This is a genomic window from Nonomuraea sp. NPDC003707 (genome assembly GCF_053587055.1).
Window position 1 is genome coordinate 1 of sequence record NZ_JBSFNK010000053.1, and the last position, 20,096, is coordinate 20,096.

General features: G+C 72.4%; 1 protein-coding gene. It reads left to right on the forward strand.

Annotation, left to right across the window (positions count from 1 at the left end; genetic code table 11):
• Positions 1-3: 3 nt before the first annotated feature.
• Positions 4-20,085: an SDR family NAD(P)-dependent oxidoreductase gene (locus ACWDRB_RS60970; protein ID WP_449910913.1), complete on the forward strand. Its 20,082-nt coding sequence runs from the start codon at positions 4-6 to the stop codon at positions 20,083-20,085.
• The last annotated feature ends 11 nt before the right edge of the window (positions 20,086-20,096 follow it).

The window sequence follows — 20,096 nt, forward strand, 5'->3', positions numbered from 1 at the left end:
GGGATTTCGCCGCGTGAGGCGTTGGCGATGGATCCGCAGCAGCGGTTGTTGCTGGAGACGTCGTGGGAGGCGGTTGAGCGGGCGGGGATCGATCCGACGGGGTTGCGGGGCAGTCGGACGGGTGTGTTCGCCGGGGTCATGTACCACGACTACGGGCTGGGCACTCCGGCGAACACCAGTGGTGGGAGTTTGGTGTCGGGTCGGGTCTCTTACACGTTGGGGCTGGAGGGCCCGGCGGTGACCGTGGACACCGCCTGCTCGTCGTCGTTGGTGGCGTTGCATTGGGCTGCTCAGGCGTTGCGGTCGGGGGAGTGTGATCTGGCGCTGGCCGGTGGTGTGACGGTGATGTCGACGCCGGGGATGTTCATCGAGTTTTCGCGGCAGCGGGGGCTGGCGGCGGATGGGCGGTGCAAGGCGTTCTCGGCCTCGGCTGATGGTACGGGCTGGGGTGAGGGTGTCGGTGTGCTGCTGGTGGAGCGGCTGTCGGATGCGCAGCGCAATGGGCATCGGGTGCTGGCGGTCCTCAAGGGTTCGGCGATCAACCAGGACGGTGCGAGCAACGGGATCACGGCTCCGAACGGTCCTTCCCAGCAGCGGGTGATCCGGCAGGCGCTGGCGAACGCCGGGTTGTCGGCCGCCGATGTGGACGTGGTCGAGGCGCACGGGACTGGTACGACGCTGGGTGACCCGATCGAGGCTCAGGCTTTGCTCGCGACGTATGGCCAGGAGCGGGACCAGCCGTTGTGGCTGGGGTCGCTGAAGTCCAACTTCGGTCACACGCAGGCCGCCTCTGGTGTGGGCGGCGTGATCAAGATGGTCATGGCGATGCAGAACGGCTTCATGCCCCGGACCTTGCACGTGGACGAGCCGTCGCCGCATGTGGACTGGTCGGCCGGTGCCGTTGAGCTGCTGACCGAGGCGCAGCCGTGGGAGCAGAACGGGCATGCCCGTCGTGCGGCGGTCTCCTCGTTCGGGATCAGCGGCACCAATGCGCATGTGATCATCGAGCAGGGGCCGAGGGCAGAGGAGCAGCCGGAGCCTGTTGACGAGCCGCAGGTGGTGCCGTGGGTGGTCTCGGCCAAGGACCCGCAGGCGCTTCAGGCTCAGGCGTCTCGGCTGGCGTCGTGGCTGGAGGAGCGGCCGGAGCTGAAGACGGCCGATGCCGCGTGGTCGTTGGCCACGGGGCGGGCCGTGTTGGAGCAGCGTGCGGTCGTGGTAGGTGCTGACCGTGACGAGCTGCTGGCCGGGTTGCGGGCGCTGGCCTCGGACGTGGTTTCCGAGAGTGGCTCGGGTGGCCGGCTGGCGTTGTTGTTCGCCGGTCAGGGGAGCCAGCGGGTCGGGATGGGCCGTCAGCTCGCTGAGGCGTTCCCGGTGTTCGCCGAGACGCTGGAGGAGATCAACCAGCTCCTGCCGATCCGCGAGGTCATGTTCAACGACCCGGACGGGGTGTTGAACGAGACCGGCATGACCCAGCCGGCGCTGTTCGCCTTCGAGGTCGCGCTGTATCGGCTGCTGGAATCCTTCGGCATCCGCGCCGATGTGCTGGTCGGGCATTCGATCGGGGAGATCGCCGCCGCGCACGTGGCCGGAGTGTTCTCGCTGGCCGATGCATGCGCGCTGGTGGCGGCCCGGGCCCGGCTGATGCAGGCCCTGCCGACCGGCGGTGCGATGCTCGCGATCGCGGCACCCGAGGCGGAGGTTCTGCCGCTGCTGGGGGACCGGGTCGGGATCGCGGCGGTCAACGGCCCGGCTGCGGTGGTGATCTCCGGAGACGCCCGAAAGATCGCTGAGATCGAGGAGCGGGTCAGCGCTCGGACGCGCAGGCTGCGGGTCTCGCACGCCTTCCACTCGCCATTGATGGAGCCGATGCTGGCCGACTTCGAGCAGGCCATCACCGGGCTGACCTACCACGAGCCCACTCTCGCGATCGTTTCCAACCTCACCGGCCAGATCGCTGAACCGGGCCAGTTGACCACCCCGAGCTACTGGGTGGAGCACGTGCGCCAGGCCGTGCGGTTCGCCGACGGAGTAGCGGCTGCGGAGGCTGGTTGCTTCCTGGAGGTCGGCCCGGATGGGGTGTTGACCGGGTTGGCTCAGCAGAGCATCGCCGATGGGGTGTTCGTTCCCGCCACGCGCAAGGACCGCGATGAGGTCCGCGCGCTGGTCGAGGCGCTCGGTCGGTTGCACACCCACGGCATCGCCGTGGACTGGACGGCCGTGCTGACCCCGGCCAGGCACGTAGACCTGCCCACCTACGCCTTCCAGCGGGAGCGGTACTGGGTCAACGCGCAGGTCGAGGCCCGTGAGATGAGTTCCGTCGGGCTGGCGGACGTGGACCATCCGCTGCTGGGCGCCATGACCGAAGTGGCCGCCGGAGAGTCCGTGGTCTTCAGCGGCCGGTTGTCGGTGGCCACGCAGCCCTGGCTGGCCGATCACATGGTCAACGACACGATCCTGCTCCCCGGCACGGCGTTCCTGGAGCTGGCGCTGCACGCCGGGAACGAAGTGGGCTGCTCCCGGCTGCAGGAGCTCACTCTTCAGGCGCCTTTGCTGCTGCCTGCGGATGCCAGTTGTCAGCTGCAGGTCGTGGTGGGCGCGAGCGACGAGTCCGGGACGAGGCCGGTCTCGATCCACTCCCGTGTCGAGACCGACGCCGCGGGCGCGTGGACGGGACATGCCGAAGGCGCGCTGACCACGGCTCCGCCGGTGTCGGTGTCGGCGTCCAGGCTGGAGCAGTGGCCGCCGTCCGATGCCGTCGGGATCGATGTGGCAGACGCCTACGACATGCTGCTGGACCGCGGTTACGAGTACGGGCCGGTCTTCCAGGGGCTGCAGGCGGCCTGGCGGCGCGGCGAAGAGATATTCGCCGAGGTCGCGCTGCCGGAGCAGGCATTCGCCGACGCGGGACGCTTCGGGATCCACCCGGCTCTGCTGGACGCCACGCTGCACGCGCAGCTGGTCGCCGGAGAAGGGCCGACGGTCCTCCCGTTCTCCTGGGCCGGAGTGGATCTGCACGCGGCCGGCGCGACCAGCGTACGGGTGCGGATCTCCCCCTTGCGCGACAACGCCATCGCCCTGACCATCGCCGATCCCACCGGGGCTCCGGTCCTGTCGGTGGAGTCGCTCGCCGTACGCCCGATCTCGGCTGACCAGCTCGCCGCGGCCAAGAGGAACAGCCTCGAGTTACTGCACCACCTCGAGTGGAGCACGGTTCCGGCCGATCCCGTGGCGCAGGTACCCACGTGGGCATTGCTTGAGGGACTCGCCGAAACCGGGACGGTTCCGGAGTGCGTGTTGGTGGCGGCCCCCGCCGGACGGGGAGCAGCGCATGAGGTGCTGGGCCTGCTGCAGGAGTGGCTGGCCGACGAACGGTTCACGTCGTCGCGGCTGGTCGTCGTCACGCGTGGCGCGGTGGCGGCGAGTCCGGCGGATGTGCCGGAGCCGGCCCAGGCGGCGGTGTGGGGTCTGGTACGGGCCGCGCAAGGCGAGCAGCCGGGCCGGTTCGTCCTGCTCGACCTGGATGACGACACACCTGAGGACGTGATCGGCCGGGCGCTGGCCTGTGGTGAGGCCCAGGTGGCGGTGCGGGCCGGTGAGGTGTGGGCGCCGCGTCTGGCCCGGGCAGCAGTGCCCGAGGGCCTGAGGCCGGTGTTCGGGCCGGAGTCGACGGTGCTGGTCACCGGCGGTACGAGCGGCCTGGGCGCGCTGGTGGCCCGGCATCTGGTCACGGCGTACCAGGTGAGGCATCTGGTGCTGGTCAGCAGGCGGGGCGCGGACGCTCCGGGGGCCACAGAACTGGTGGCGGAGCTGTCCGAGCTGGGCGCCGAGGCGAGTGTGGCCGCCTGCGACGTGAGCGACCGTGACGCCGTTGCCGAGCTGATCGCCTCCATGCAGCGTCCGCTGGCCGGTGTCGTGCACGCCGCCGGCGTCCTGGACGACGGCGTGATCACTTCCCTGACGTCCGAACGGCTCGACACGGTCATGCGGCCCAAGGCCGACGCCGCCTGGCACCTGCACGAGCTGACCCGGGATCTGGATCTGTCGGCGTTCGTCCTGTTCTCCTCGATCGCCGGGGTGCTGGGTGGCCCTGGCCAGGGCAACTACGCGGCGGCGAACGCGTACCTGGACGCCCTGGCGGAACACCGCAGGGCACAGGGGCTGCCCGCGATCTCGCTGGCCTGGGGCCTGTGGAACACGGGCGGCATGACCGAGGAGCTGACCGAGGCCGACCTGCGCCGCATGGAGCGCGTGGGGCTGAAGCCGCTGTCGGAGGCAGAAGGGCTGACGCTCTTCGACGCCGCGCTGTGCTCCGATCGGTCGGTGCTGGTCGCGGCGCGGTTCGCGCAGGCCAGGAGCGCTCGTACCCAGCCGCGGCGGGCCGCCGCGGTCAACGGGCTCGCCGACCGGCTGGCCGCGATGGAGCCGGCCGAACGCCACTCGGCACTGTCGAACCTGGTGCGCCAGGAGGTGGCGACCGTCCTGGGCCACGCCTCGGCCGACGCGGTACAGCCCGATCGGACGTTCCAGGATCTCGGCTTCGACTCCCTCACCGCGGTCGAGTTCCGCAACCGGCTCACCACGGTCACCGGGCTGCGCCTGCCGGCCACGCTGATCTTCGACTACCCGACCGCCGCCGCGGTCGCCGATTACCTGGACTCGGAGCTGACGGGGGCCGCATCCGCGGCGTCCGTCGCCGTGGCCCGGACGGTGATCGACGACGAGCCGATCGCGATCGTGGGGATGGCCTGCCGCTATCCGGGTGGCGTGGTGTCTCCGGAAGGGCTGTGGGAGCTCGTCTCCTCCGGCACGGATGCGATCGGGGAGTTCCCCACCGACCGTGGCTGGGACCTCGGCAGGGTGTACGACCCCGACCCGGAGAGCAAGGGCACCTCCTACGTTCGCCACGGCGGGTTCTTGTACGAGGCCGCCGAGTTCGACCCCGGGTTCTTCGGGATCTCGCCGCGTGAGGCGTTGACCATGGATCCGCAGCAGCGGCTGCTGCTGGAGACCTCGTGGGAGGCGCTTGAGCGCGCCGGTGTCAGTCCCGTCGGGCTGCGCGGCAGCCGGACCGGTGTGTTCGCCGGGGTCATGTATCACGACTACGGGCTGGGCACTCCGGCGTCGACCAGCGGCGGCAGCCTGGTGTCCGGGCGGGTGTCGTACACGTTCGGGTTCGAGGGCCCGGCGGTGACTGTGGACACGGCGTGCTCGTCGTCCCTGGTCGCGCTGCACCTGGCGGCGCAGGCGCTGCGGTCCGGTGAGTGTGATCTGGCGCTGGCCGGTGGTGTGACGGTGATGTCGACGCCGGGCACGTTCATCGAGTTCTCCCGCCAGCGCGGCCTGGCCACGGACGGCCGGTGCAAGTCCTTCGCCGCCGCGGCGGACGGTACCGGTTGGGGCGAGGGCGCCGGCGTGCTGCTGGTGGAGCGGCTGTCTGACGCGCGCCGTAACGGTCACCAGGTGCTGGCGGTCCTCAAGGGCTCGGCGATCAACCAGGACGGTGCGAGCAACGGGATCACGGCTCCGAATGGTCCTTCGCAGCAGCGGGTGATCCGGCAGGCGCTGGCGAACGCCGGGTTGTCGGCCGGGGACGTGGACGTGGTCGAGGCGCACGGCACGGGCACCAAGCTCGGCGACCCGATCGAGGCCCAGGCGCTCCTCGCGACCTACGGCCAGGAGCGGGACAGGCCGTTGTGGCTGGGTTCGCTGAAGTCGAACTTCGGTCACACGCAGGCCGCCGCCGGCGTGGCCGGGGTCATCAAGATGGTGATGGCCATGCGGCACGGGCTCATGCCCCGGACCTTGCACGTGGACGAGCCGTCGCCGCACGTGGACTGGTCGGCGGGTGCTGTTGAGCTGCTGACCGAGGCCCGCCCGTGGGAGCGGCAGGACCGGCCGCGGCGGGCGGCGGTCTCCTCGTTCGGGATCAGCGGCACGAACGCCCACGTGATCATCGAGCAGGTTGACGCCGAGGTCGCGAGTGACGACGCGGTTCTGCCCATGGTGCCGTGGCTGATCTCGGCCAGGACCACCGAAGCGCTGCGGGCCCAGGCCCGGCGTCTGGAGTCGTGGGTCTCGGAGGAGACCTCGATCGCCGGTACGGGCGCGGCGCTGGCGCTGAACCGGGCAGTGCTGGAACAGCGTGCGGTCGTGGTGGGCGCTGACCGTGACGAGCTGCTGGCCGGGTTGCGGGCGCTGGCTGAGGGTTCCTCGGAGGTGGCGGCTGGAGGCAGGCTGGCGTTGTTGTTCGCCGGTCAGGGCAGCCAGCGGGTCGGGATGGGTCGGCAGTTGGCCGAGGCGTTCCCGGTGTTCGCCGAGACGCTGGAGGAGATCAACCAGTTCCTGCCGATCCGCGAGGTCATGTTCAACGACCCCGATGGGGTGTTGAACGAGACCGGTATGACCCAGCCGGCGCTGTTCGCCTTCGAGGTCGCGCTGTATCGGCTGCTGGAGTCCTTCGGCATCCGCGCCGATGTGCTGGTCGGTCACTCGATCGGGGAGATCGCCGCCGCGCACGTGGCCGGAGTGTTCTCGCTGGCCGACGCATGCGCGCTGGTGGCGGCCCGGGCCCGGTTGATGCAGGCCTTGCCGACCGGCGGGGCGATGCTCGCGATCGCGGCGCCCGAGCCAGAGGTTCTGCCGCTGCTGGAGGGCCAGGTCGGGATCGCGGCGGTCAACGGCCCGGCAGCGGTGGTGATCTCCGGAGACGCCCAGACGATCGCCGAGATCGAGGAGCGGGTCAGCGCTCGGACGCGCAGGCTGCGGGTCTCCCATGCTTTCCACTCGCCGCTGATGGAGCCGATGCTGGCCGACTTCGAGGAGGCCATCTCCGGTCTGACCTACCACGAGCCGACGGTCGCGATCGTCTCCAACCTCACCGGCCAACTGGCCGAGCCGGGCCAGCTGACCACTCCGAGCTACTGGGTGGAGCACGTGCGGCAGGCGGTGCGGTTCGCCGACGGGGTGACGGCTTCAGGGGCGAGCCACTTCCTGGAGGTTGGCCCGGATGGGGTGCTGACCGGGCTGGCCCAGCAGAGCATCGCCGACGGCGTGTTCATCCCCGCCACCCGCAAGGACCGCGACGAGGTCCGTACCCTGGTCGAAGCCCTGGGGCGGATGCACGCCTGTGGCCTGGCCGTCGATTGGGAGGCGTTCTTCGCCCCCGTGGGGGCGCAGCGGTCGGATCTGCCCACCTACGCCTTCCAGCGGGAGCGGTACTGGGTGCCCGCCGCACAGGGCACCGGCGATGTGGACGCGGCCGGGCTGGGCGCCGTCGATCATCCGTTGCTGAGCGCGGTGACCGAGGTGGCCGGCGGCGAGTCGGTGGTCTTCAGCGGCCGGCTGTCGCTGGCCACGCAGCCCTGGCTGGCCGATCACCTGGTCAACGGCATGGTCCTGCTTCCCGGCGCGGGCCTGGTGGAGCTGGCGGTTCGCGTCGGTGACGAGGTGGGCTGCTCGTGCCTGCAGGAGCTGACCCTGCAGGCCCCGCTGGTGGTGTCCGCCGAGGGCGGCGTGCAGCTGCAGGTGGTGGTCGGCGCGGAGGAGGAGTCCGGTCAGCGGTCGGTGAGCATTCATTCCCGGTCCGGTGACGGGGACGAGTGGGTCCGGCACGCCGAGGGCGTCCTGGCGGCCACGGCCGCGGAGCCGGGCTTCGACGTGGCGCAGTGGCCGCCGGCGGACGCGGTGCCGGTCGATGTCGAGGACCTGTACGAGAACCTGGCGGGGATCGGCCTGGAGTACGGCCCGCTCTTCCAGGGCCTGACGAGCGCGTGGACCCGGCCGGGCGAGGTGTTCGCCGAGATCACGCTGCCGGACCAGGCGCACGCCGAGGCGGCGCGGTTCGGGATGCATCCGGCCCTGCTGGACGCCGCGCTGCACGCCAGCGCACTGGGCGATCTGCTGCCGACGCCCGAGCCGGGTCAGCCGTTCCTGCCCTTCGCCTGGTCGGGAGTGTCGCTGCACGCGACCGGAGCGACCGGCCTGCGCGTAAAGGCCACCAAGAACACCGCCGCCGGCAGCACCTCCGTCTCGCTGACCATCGCGGACGGCACCGGCGCGCCGGTGGCCGACATCGACGCGCTCACCGTCCGGCCGCTGTCCACCGGCCAGCTGCAAACGGGTCAGAACCCCCTCTACCAGGTGACCTGGACGAAGCCGGCCGAGGTTCCGGCAGCGCCCGTCGAAGTGGGCGAGTACCCGGACCTGGCGGCTCTAGGGGACGCGGTGCCTGAGTGGGCGTTCCTGGAGTGCCCGGCCACCGACCCCGCGACGGACGTCCCCACCGCCGTACGGCAGGCCATCCGTCCCGTCCTGGAATCGGTGCGGGAGTGGCTGGCGGACGAGCGGTTCGCGTCGTCGCGGCTGGTCATCGTCACGCGTGGCGCGGCGGCGGTGCGGCCCGACGAGTCCGTGGACGTCGGCGTGGCCCCGGTATGGGGGCTGGTGCGGGCGGCCGAGGCCGAGAACCCGGGCCGGTTCGTCCTGGTGGACGTGGACGGCAGCGAGGAGTCCTGGCGCGCTCTGGGCGCGGTGGTCGCTTCCGGGGAGCCCGAGGCCGCTGTCCGCGAGGGCGAGGTGTGGGTGCCGCGGCTCGCGCGGGCCGCGAGCGCGGAAGGCGGGTCACCGGCGTTCGGGCCGGACGGCACGGTGCTGGTGACCGGTGGCACCGGCGGGCTCGGCGCGCTGGTCGCCCGGCACCTGGTGGTCACCCACGGAGTGCGGCACCTGCTTCTGGCCAGCCGCAGCGGGCCGGCGGCCGCGGGCGCGGCCGATCTGGTGGCCGAGCTGGGCGAGCTCGGGGCCGAGGTGTCGGTGGCGGCCTGCGATGTCGCCGACCGGGACGCGCTGGCCGAGGCGATCGCCTCCGTCCCTCAGCAGCATCCGCTGGTCGGTGTGGTGCACGCGGCGGGCGTGGCCGACAACGGGCTGGTGGGTTCGCTGTCGGCCGAGCGGATCGACGGGGTGCTGGGGGCGAAGGCCGACGGAGCCTGGCACCTGCACGAACTGACCCGCGATCTGGACCTGTCGGCGTTCGTGCTGTTCTCGTCGGCCGGCGGGTTGGTGCTGGCGGCCGGGCAGGCGGCGTACGCGTCGGCCAACGTGTTCCTGGACGCGCTGGCGGTGCACCGTCGCTCGCTGGGGCTGCCGGCGACGTCCTTGGCGTACGGGCTCTGGGACGCCGAGACAGGGCTGAGCGCCTGGCTGAGCGAGGCCGACCTGGAACGGATGCGGCGTCAGGGGCTGCCGGCGCTGTCGGTGGACGAGGGCCTGGCGTCGTTCGACGCGGGCGTGGCCGCGGAGGCGGCGGTGCTGGTGCCGTTGCGGGTCGACGCGCAGGCGCTGCGTTCGCGGGGTGACGGCCTTCCGGCGCTGCTGCGCGGGCTGGTACGCGGCTCGGCCCGGCGGGTGGCGCGCTCGGACGCGTCGGCGCTGGGGCGGCGGCTGGCCGGTCTGGAGCCGGCGGAGCGCCGGCAGGTGCTGCTGGAGCTGGTACGCCAGGAAGTGGCGACCGTCCTGGGCCACGCCTCAGGGGACGCGGTGCAGCCCGATCGCGCCTTCCAGGAGCTGGGCTTCGACTCGCTGACCGCGGTGGAGCTGCGTAACCGGCTGAACGCCGTTTCCGGGCTGCGCCTGCCCGCCACCCTCGTCTTCGACTACCCGACCGCCGCCGCGGTCGCCGATTACCTGGACTCGGAGCTGACGGGTGCCGCGTCCGCGGCGTCCGTCGCCGTGGCCCGGACGGTGATCGACGACGAGCCGATCGCGATCGTGGGCATGGCCTGCCGGTATCCCGGCGGCGTGGTGTCTCCCGAGGGCCTTTGGGAGCTCGTGCTCTCCGGTACGGACGCGATCGGGGAGTTCCCCACCGATCGCGGCTGGGACCTGGACAAACTGTACGATCCCGACCCCGACACCAGGGGCACCTCCTACGTACGCCACGGCGGGTTCTTGTACGACGCAGGGGAGTTCGACCCCGGGTTCTTCGGGATCTCGCCGCGTGAGGCGCTGGCGATGGACCCGCAGCAGCGGCTGCTCCTCGAAACCTCGTGGGAGGCCCTGGAGCGGGCCGGAATGGACCCGCACGGGCTACGCGGCAGCAGGACCGGCGTGTTCTCCGGCGTCATGTACCACGACTACGCCTCTCAGCTCACTTCGGTGCCGGAAGAGCTGGAAGGGCTGATCGGCACCGGCAACTCGGGCAGCGTCGCCTCCGGCCGGGTGTCGTACACCTTCGGCTTCGAGGGCCCCGCGGTGACCGTGGACACGGCCTGCTCGTCGTCGCTGGTGGCGCTGCACCTGGCGGTGCAGGCGCTGCGGTCCGGTGAGTGCGACCTGGCCCTCGCCGGCGGCGTGACCGTGATGGCGACGCCGGGCACGTTCATCGAGTTCTGCCGGCAGCGCGGCCTGTCCACCGACGGCCGCTGCAAGGCGTTCTCGGCCGAGGCGGACGGCGCCGGTTGGAGCGAAGGCATCGGGGTGCTGCTGGTGGAGCGCCTGTCGGACGCGCAGCGCGACGGCCACCAGGTGCTGGCGGTCATTCGCGGTACGGCGGTCAACCAGGACGGCGCCAGCAACGGCCTGACCGCGCCGAACGGTCCCTCCCAGCAGCGCGTGATCCGCCAGGCCCTGGCCAACGCCGGGCTGTCGGCCAACGACGTGGACGTGGTCGAGGCGCACGGCACGGGGACCCCGCTGGGTGACCCGATCGAGGCCCAGGCGCTCCTCGCCACCTATGGCCAGGAGAGGGACCAGCCGGTGTGGCTCGGCTCGATCAAGTCGAACATCGGCCATACGCAGGCCGCCGCCGGCGCGGCGGGCGTCATCAAGATGGTCATGGCGATGCGCAACGGCGTGCTTCCCAGGACCTTGCACGCGGACGAGCCCAGCCCGCACGTGGACTGGTCGGCGGGCGCGCTGGAACTGCTGAACGAGCGCCAGCCGTGGGACCGGCAGGACCGCCCGCGCCGGGCAGCGGTCTCCTCCTTCGGCGTCAGCGGCACGAACGCGCACGTGGTGCTGGAGGAGCCGCCGATCGAGGCCCCGGTGCAGCCGGAGCCCGTTGACGAGCCGCCGGTGGTGCCGTGGGTGCTGTCGGGCCGTAGCGCGGAGGCGTTGCGGGCCCAGGCGGGCCGGTTGGCCGATGCGGCGACCGGGATCCGACCGGCAGATGTCGGCTGGTCGTTGCTCGGCCGCTCGGCGTTCGACCACCGTGCGGTGGTGATCGGCGCCGACCAGGAGGAACTGCTGGCCCGGCTGGAAAGGCTGGATGAGGGCGCGGTGCGGGGCGTGGCCGGGCCGGGTGGCAAGACGGCGTTCGTCTTCCCCGGTCAGGGGTCGCAGTGGCTCGGCATGGGCGTCGAACTGCTGGACGACTCGCCGGTGTTCGCGGCGCGGATGGCGGAGTGCGAGGCGGCGCTGTCGGAGTTCGTGGACTGGTCCCTCACAGATGTGCTGCGTAGCGGGGAGGGCCTGGACCGGGTCGATGTGGTGCAGCCGGTCCTCTGGGCCGTGATGGTGTCCCTGGCCGAGGTGTGGCGCTCGCTCGGAGTGGTCCCGGCCGCAGTGGTGGGCCATTCCCAGGGTGAGATCGCCGCCGCCGTGGTGGCGGGTGCGTTGTCGCTTGAGGACGGTGCCCGGGTGGTCGCGCTGCGGAGCCAGGCCATCGTGGCACTGGCCGGACAGGGCGGCATGGCATCGATCCCGCTACCGGCTGCAGAAGTGACCGCAGACGACCGGATCTCCATCGCGGCCGTGAACGGACCTTCTTCGACGGTGGTGTCAGGAGACGCGGACGCCATTGACGAATTGATCGCCGGCTATGAGGCCCAGGGGGTGCGGGCGCGGCGGATCGAGGTGGACTACGCCTCGCATTCGGCCCATGTCGCGGCGATCGAGGACGAACTGGCGAGACTGCTGGCCCCGGTCACCCCGCAAACGAGCGACGTGCCGTGGTACTCGACCGTCCGGCAGCGCTGGCTGACCGGCACCGAGGTGGACGCCGCGTACTGGTACGAGAACCTGCGGCAGACGGTGTGGTTCGCCCCGGCGGTGAGTGAGCTGGCGGGTTCGGGCTTCCGGTTCTTCGTGGAGGTCAGCGCGCATCCGGTGGTGCAGATCGGGATGCGCGAGGCGGTCGAGGAGGCCGGCGCCGAGGCGGTCGTGGTGGGTACGCTGCGCCGCGACGACGGCGGCCTGCGCAGGCTGTGGACCAGCGCCGCCGAGCTGTGGGTACGCGGCGCGGAGATCGACTGGGCCGGTGTGTACGAGCCCGCCCGGCCGAACCAGGTCGAACTGCCCACCTACGCCTTCCAGCACCAGCGCTTCTGGCTGCTGGAGTCGGCCGGTGCCGGCGACGCGGAGAGCCTTGGCCTGTGGGCCACGGGACACCCGCTGCTCGGCGCGGTCACGGGCCTCGCCGACGGCGGAGCGGTGGTCCTCACCGGCCGCGTGTCGATCGCCACCCACCCGTGGCTGGCCGACCACGCCGTCAACGGGCAGGTGTTCCTCCCCGGCACGGGCTTCGTGGAGCTGGCCATCAGGGCCGGCGACGAGGCCGGCTGCGACCTGCTCGAAGAGCTCACCCTGCAGGCGCCGCTCGTCGTGCCCGAGCGCGGCGCGGTCCAGCTCCAGGTGGCCGTCAGCGCCCCGGACGAGGACAGCCGCCGCCGGCTGGGGATCTACTCCCGCCTCCACGGCGCGCAGGACGAGCTCTGGACCCAGCACGCCGCCGGAACGCTGACGCGAGCCGGCGTGACGGTGCCGGAGCCCGAGAGCGTCTGGCCGCCGGAACGGGCAGAGGCAGTGGCGCTGGACGGCCTGTACGACCAGTTCGCCGCCATGGGCCTCGGCTACGGCCCCGCCTTCCGCGGGCTCCGGGCCGCATGGCGCAAGGGCGACGAGGTCTTCGCCGAGCTGGCGTTGCCGGAGGAGATGGCGCGCGACGCGGCCCGGTTCGGGCTGCACCCGGCGCTGTTCGACGTGGCGCTGCACGCCACCGCGCTCGGCGGGTTCGCGCCGGACGCGGAGCCCGGCCGCCCGTCCCTGCCGTTCGCCTGGAGTGGCGTGGCGCTGCACGCCTCCGGCGCCACGAAGCTCCGCGTACGGATCTCCTTGCGGGCACAGGGCGCGGTTTCCGTGACATTGACGGACACGGGCGGCCTGCCCGTGGCCACGGTCGCCTCGCTCGCGGTGCGTCCGGTGTCCACCGGTCAGCTGGAGACCACCCCGGCGGCCAGGAGCAGGAACAAGCTGTTCCAGGTCGACTGGGTGCCGGTGGAGTTGAGCGCGACGGGCGACCCGCAAGAGATCCTGGCAGGGCTCGCCGAGATCGGGACGGTTCCGGAGTGCGTGCCGGTGGCGGCTCCGGCCGGTGCGCACGAGACGCTGGACCTGCTGCAGGAGTGGCTGGCGGACGAGCGGTTCACGTCGTCGCGGCTGGCGGTCGTCACGCGTGGCGCGGTGGCGGCGGGTCCGGCGGACGTGCCGGATCCGGCACAGGCGGCGATCTGGGGCCTGGTACGCGCCGCGCAGGCCGAGCAGCCCGGCCGATTCGTCCTGCTCGACCTGGACGACGACACGCCCGAGGACGTGATCGGCCGGGCACTGGCCGGCGACGAGGCCCAGGTGGCCGTGCGGGCCGGTGAGGCGCGGGTCCCGCGCCTGGCGCGGGCGGCGGTGCCGGAAGACCTGGCACCGGTGTTCGGGCCGGAGTCGACGGTGCTGGTCACCGGCGGTACGAGCGGTCTGGGCGCGCTGGTGGCCCGGCACCTGGTCACCACCTATCAGGTCAGGCATCTGCTGCTGGTCAGCAGGCGCGGGCCGGATGCTCCGGGGGCCGCGGACCTGGTGGCCGAGCTGTCCGCGCTGGGCGCGGAGGTGAGCGTGGCCGCCTGCGACGTGGCCGACCGTGAGGCGCTGGCGGCGGTGGTGACCTCGGTGGCGGACTCGCTGACCGGCGTCGTGCACGCGGCCGGCGTCCTGGACGACGGCGTGATCACCTCCCTCACATCCGAACGGCTCGACACGGTCATGCGGCCCAAGGCCGACGCCGCCTGGCACCTGCACGAGCTCACCCGCGATCTGAACCTGTCCGCGTTCGTCCTGTTCTCCTCCCTGGCAGGCGTCATGGGAGGCGCGGGCCAGGGCAACTACGCGGCGGCGAACGCGTACCTGGACGCCCTGGCGGAGCACCGCAGAGCACAGGGGCTGCCCGCGATCTCGCTGGCCTGGGGCCTGTGGAGGGAAGGCGGGCTCGCGGAGCTCGACGACGCCGCCCTGCGGCGGCTCGCACGCTCCGGCGTCGACCCGTTGTCGGCCGAGGACGGGCTGGCCCTCCTCGACGCCGCGCTCGGCACCGACCGGGCCACGCTGGTCCCCGCCCAGCTGAACCTCAAGGTCCTCGGAGCCCACGCGGACATGCTGCCCCCGCTGCTGCGCGGGCTCGTGTCCGGTCCCGCCAGGCGCGTGGTGACGGCCGCGTCGGAGGCCGCCGCCACGCTGAAGCAGCAGCTGGCGAGCATGCCGGCGGCCGGACAGCAGTCCGTGCTGGAAGACCTCGTACGCGATCAGCTGGCCGTGGTGCTCGGCTTCGCCGACCGGTCGGCCCTCGACGAGGGCATGTCGTTCCAGGAGCTGGGCTTCGACTCGCTGATGGCGGTGGAGTTCCGCAACCGGCTCAGCGAGGTCACGGGCATCCGGCTGCCGGCGACGCTGGTCTTCGACTATCCCACCCAGGCGGCGCTCGTCAGGTTCCTGTCCGGCGAGCTGCTGGGCACGCGTGAGGTCGCGGTCACGGCACGGACGTCGGCGGCCGACGACGAGCCCATCGCGATCGTCGGCATGGCCTGCCGCTACCCCGGCGGGGTCGCCTCGCCCGAGGACCTGTGGCGGCTGGTGGCGCAGGCCGGGGACGCCGTGGGCGAGTTCCCGGCGGACCGCGGCTGGGATCTGGACAGGCTCTACGACCCGGACCCCGGCAACCGGGGTACCTCGTACGCCCGGCACGGCGGCTTCCTGTACGACGCCGCCGAGTTCGACCCCGGCTTCTTCGGGATCTCGCCGCGTGAGGCGCTGGCCATGGACCCGCAGCAGCGGCTGCTGCTCGAAACCTCATGGGAAGCGCTCGAACGTGCCGGAATCGATCCCCACGGGCTGCGGGGCAGCCGGACGGGTGTGTTCGCCGGTGTGATGTACCACGACTACGCGTCCCAGCTGTCCTCGGTGCCGGAAGAGCTGGAAGGCCTGATCGGCACCGGCAACTCGGGCAGCGTCGCCTCCGGCCGGGTGTCGTACACCTTCGGCTTCGAGGGCCCCGCGATGACCGTGGACACCGCGTGCTCGTCGTCCCTGGTCGCGCTGCACCTGGCGGTGCAGGCGCTGCGGTCGGGGGACTGCGACCTGGCGCTGGCCGGCGGCGTGACCGTGATGGCCACCCCGTGGACGTTCATCGAGTTCGCCCGGCAGCGCAACCTCTCCGTGGACGGCCGGTGCAGGGCGTTCGGCGAGGCCGAGGGCGGCGTCGGGCTGTCGGAGGGCGCGGGCATGCTGCTGGTGGAGCGGCTGTCGGACGCGCGGCGCAACGGCCACCAGGTGCTGGCGGTCGTCCGCGGATCCGCGGTCAACCAGGACGGTGCCAGCAACGGCCTGACCGCCCCGAACGGCCCCTCCCAGCAGCGGGTGATCCGCCAAGCCCTGGCCAACGCCGGACTGTCGGCCGCGGACGTGGACGCGGTCGAGGCGCACGGCACGGGCACGGTGCTCGGCGACCCGATCGAGGCCCAGGCGCTGATCGCGACCTACGGCCAGGAGCGGGACCAGCCCCTGTGGCTCGGCTCGATCAAGTCGAACATCGGCCACTCCCAGGCCGCCGCGGGCGTCGCGGGCGTGATCAAGATGGTGATGGCGCTGCGGAACGAGACGCTGCCGCAGACCCTGCACGCGGACGAGCCGTCCACGCACGTGGACTGGACGGCAGGCGCGGTGCGGCTGCTCACCGACGCGCAGCCCTGGCAGCAAAACGGGCACGCGCGCCGCGCCGGCATCTCCTCCTTCGGGATCAGCGGCACGAACGCCCACGTCGTCCTGGAGGAGTCCCCGGTCGCGCCCGAGCCGGAGCCCGCCGGCGAACTGCCCATGGTTCCGTGGGTGCTGTCGGGACGCAGCGAGCAGGCGCTGTCGGCGCAGGCCGGACGGCTCCGCTCCTGGATCGAGTCGCGGCCCGAGCTGGACGTGGCCGACGTCGGCTGGTCGCTGGCGGCAGGCCGGTCGGTGCTGGAGCACCGCACGGTGATCACCGGCACGGACCGCGCCGAACTGCTCGAAGCACTGGCGGCGCTGGCCGACGGCAGCCCGGACGAGCCGAGGACCCAGACGGGGCTGGTGCGCTCGCGGGCCAAACTGGCACTGCTGTTCGCCGGTCAGGGCAGCCAGCGGGTCGGGATGGGTCGGCAACTCGCCGAGACGTTCCCGGTCTTCGCCGAGACACTGGAGGAGATCAACCAGCTCCTGCCGATCCGCGAGGTCATGTTCGACGACCCGGATGGGGTGTTGAACGAGACCGGAATGACCCAGCCCGCGCTGTTCGCCTTCGAAGTCGCTTTGTATCGCCTGCTGGAATCCTTCAGTATCCGCGCGGATGTGCTGGTCGGGCATTCGATCGGTGAGATTGCCGCCGCGCACGTGGCCGGGGTGTTCTCGCTGGCGGATGCGTGTGCGCTGGTGGCGGCCCGGGCCCGGCTGATGCAGGCCCTGCCGACCGGCGGGGCGATGCTCGCGATCGCGGCACCCGAGGCGGAGGTTCTGCCGCTGCTGGAGGGCCGGGTCGGGATCGCGGCGGTCAACGGTCCGGCAGCCGTGGTGATCTCCGGAGACGCCCAGACGATCGCTGAGATCGAGGAGCGGGTCAGCGCTCGGACGCGCAGGCTGCGGGTCTCCCATGCTTTCCACTCGCCGCTGATGGAGCCGATGCTGGCCGACTTCGAGGAGGCCATCTCCGGTCTGACCTACCACGAGCCGACGGTCGCGATCGTTTCCAACCTCACCGGCCAGTTGGCCGAGCCGGGTCAGCTGACCACCCCGAGCTACTGGGTGGAGCACGTGCGCCAGGCCGTGCGGTTCGCCGACGGGGTCGCCGCCGCTCGTGCCGCCGGGGCGAAGGTGTGGGTGGAGGTCGGTCCGGACACCACTCTGACCGCGCTGGCCCAGCAGAGCCTGGAGGACGGCGCCTTCGTACCGGCCGCGCGCAAGGACCGCGACGAGACCCGTACGTTCGTCGAGGCCCTGGGCCGGATGCACGCGAACGGCGTCGCCGTCGACTGGGAAGCGTTCTTCGCGCCGGCCCGCCCGTCCCGGGTGGACCTGCCCACGTACGCCTTCCAGCACGAGCGCTACTGGCTCCTGCCCGGCCCCGACACCGGCGACGTCACCACCGCGGGCCTGGGCGCCGTCGAGCACCCGCTGCTCAGCGCGGCGACCGAGGTGGCCGGCGGCGAGACGGTGATCTTCAGCGGGCGGCTGTCGGTCGCCACGCACCCCTGGCTGGCCGACCACGTCGTGGGCGGCAGCGTGATCGTGCCGGGCACCGCGCTCGTCGAGCTGGCCGTCCGAGCCGGGGACGAGAGCGGCTGCCCGCACCTGCAGGAGCTCACCCTGCAGGCCCCCCTGGTCCTGCCCGAGGGCGGCGGCGTCCAGCTCCAGTTGGTGTCCACCGCCACCGAGGAGCCGGGCCGCAGGTCGCTGGCGATCCACTCCCGTACGCAGGACGCGACCGAGTGGACCCAGCACGCCCAGGCCACGCTCACGGCGACCGTGCCCGAGCCGGACATCGACCTGCGGCAGTGGCCGCCCGCGGGCGCGGAGCCGGTCCCGGTTCAGGACCTCTACGACGACATGCTCGCGATCGGACTGGACTACGGGCCGACGTTCCAGGGGCTGACAAGCGCCTGGGAGCGGGGCGGCGAGGTGTTCGCCGAGATCGTCCTGCCCGAGGAGGCGCACGCGGACGCCGGCCGGTTCGTGCTGCACCCCGCCCTGCTGGACGCCGCGCTGCACGCCACCGCCCTGGGTGGTCTGCTGCCGCGGCCCGAGCCGGGGCGGCCGTACCTGCCGTTCGCGTGGTCGGGCGTGTCCCTGCTCGCGGCGGGAGCGACCAGCCTGCGCGTCAAGATCGCCAACGTCGGCGGCGCGGCCATCACGCTGAGCATCGCCGACGAGCTCGGCGCGCCGGTCGCCGCCGTCGAGACCCTCACCCTGCGCCCGATGGCCGGCGGCCGGCAAGGCGGCGGGAACCAGGGCACCCTGCACCAGATCGAGTGGACCCGGCTCCCCGACGCGCCCGCGTCCGAGACGCCGCGCTGGGCGCTGCTCGGTGCCGACGACCTCGGCACCGGCCGCGTCACCTATCCGGACCTGGCCACTCTGGTCTCGCTGCACGACCCCGCCGATCTCCCGGAGGCGGTCCTGACCGGCCCCTCCGCCGGGCAGGACCATCACGCGGCGACGCACGGCGTCCTCGAACTGCTGCAGAGCTGGCTGGCGGAGGAGCACCTCGCGTCGTCCCGGCTCGTCATCCTCACGCGCGGCGCCCTCACACCCACCACCGGTGAGAGCCCGGACCTCGCCCAGGCGGCGGTCGGCGGCCTCGTGCGGGCCGCGCAGGCCGAGCAGCCCGGCAGGTTCGTGCTGCTGGACCTGGACGGGGACACGTCCGAGGACGTGATCGGCCGGGCGCTGGCGTCGGGTGAGTCGCAGCTCGCGGTGCGGGCGGGCGAGCTGTGGGTGCCGCGCCTGGGCCGGGCCACGGATCTGGAGGATCGGGGCCCGGTGTTCGGGCCGGAGGGCACGGTGCTGGTCACCGGTGGCACGGGCGGGCTGGGTGCGTTGGTGGCCCGCCACCTCGTCACCGAGCACGAGGTCAGGCGGTTGGTGCTGGTGAGCCGTCGTGGCCTGGGGGCGCCGGGCGCGGCCGAGCTGGTGGCCGAGCTCTCGGAGCTGGGTGCCGAGGTGGAGGTGGCGGCCTGCGACGTGGCCGACCGTGAGTCGCTGGCGGCGACGGTCGCCTGGGTGGCGGACTCGCTCACCGCTGTCGTGCACACGGCCGGTGTTCTGGACGACGGGGTGATCACGTCCCTGACGTCCGAGCGTCTTGACACGGTCCTGCGGCCCAAGGCCGATGCCGCCTGGCACCTGCACGAGCTGACGAGAGGGCTCGACCTGACCGCGTTCGTGCTGTTCTCCTCGATGTCGGGAGCGCTGGGAGGAGCGGGCCAGGGCAACTACGCCGCGGCGAACGCGTTCCTCGACGCGCTGGCCCAGCTGCGGGCCGCCGAAGGGCTGGCGGGCACGTCCCTGGCCTGGGGGTTGTGGGAGCAGGGCGGCATGTCCGGCGAGCTGACCGAGGCCGACCTGCGCCGCCTGGCGCGCATGGGTGTGGCGCCGCTGTCCGCGGCCGACGGGCTGGAGCTGTTCGACACCGCGGTCGCGTCCGGCCGGTCATTGCTCATCCCGGCCCGATTCGTCCAGGCCCGTGCCAGTGCGCGGGCCTCCATGCGGCGGGCGGGAACCACCGACGGGCTCGCCGAGCGGCTGTCCGCGATGGAACCGGCCGAGCGGCGGTCGGCGCTGTCGGACACCGTTCGCGGCCAGGTGGCGGCCGTCCTCGGGTTCTCCGACGGATCCGCCATCGACCCGCAGCGCCCGTTCCAGGACCTCGGGTTCGACTCCCTGACCGCGGTCGAGTTCCGCAACCAGCTCGGCCGGGCCACGGGCCTGCGGCTGCCCGCCACCCTCGTCTTCGACTACCCCACCCCGGTGGCCCTGACCGACCACCTCATGGGGTACTTCGGCGAAGCCGGGGCGGAGAACGAGGAGGCCGGCATCCTGCGGATCTTCGCGGAGCTGGACCAGATCCAGGATTCACTGACCACACTCGCCGAGGACAGCACGGTGCGCGCCAGGCTCACCGCGCGCCTCAAAGAGCTCCTGTCGGGCCTGAACGGCACGGGCGAGTCGGACGTCGCGGACCAGCTCGAGTCCGCCAGCGACGACGAGATGTTCGCCTTCATCGACAACGAGCTCGAGATCTCTTGACAGTTGCAGCG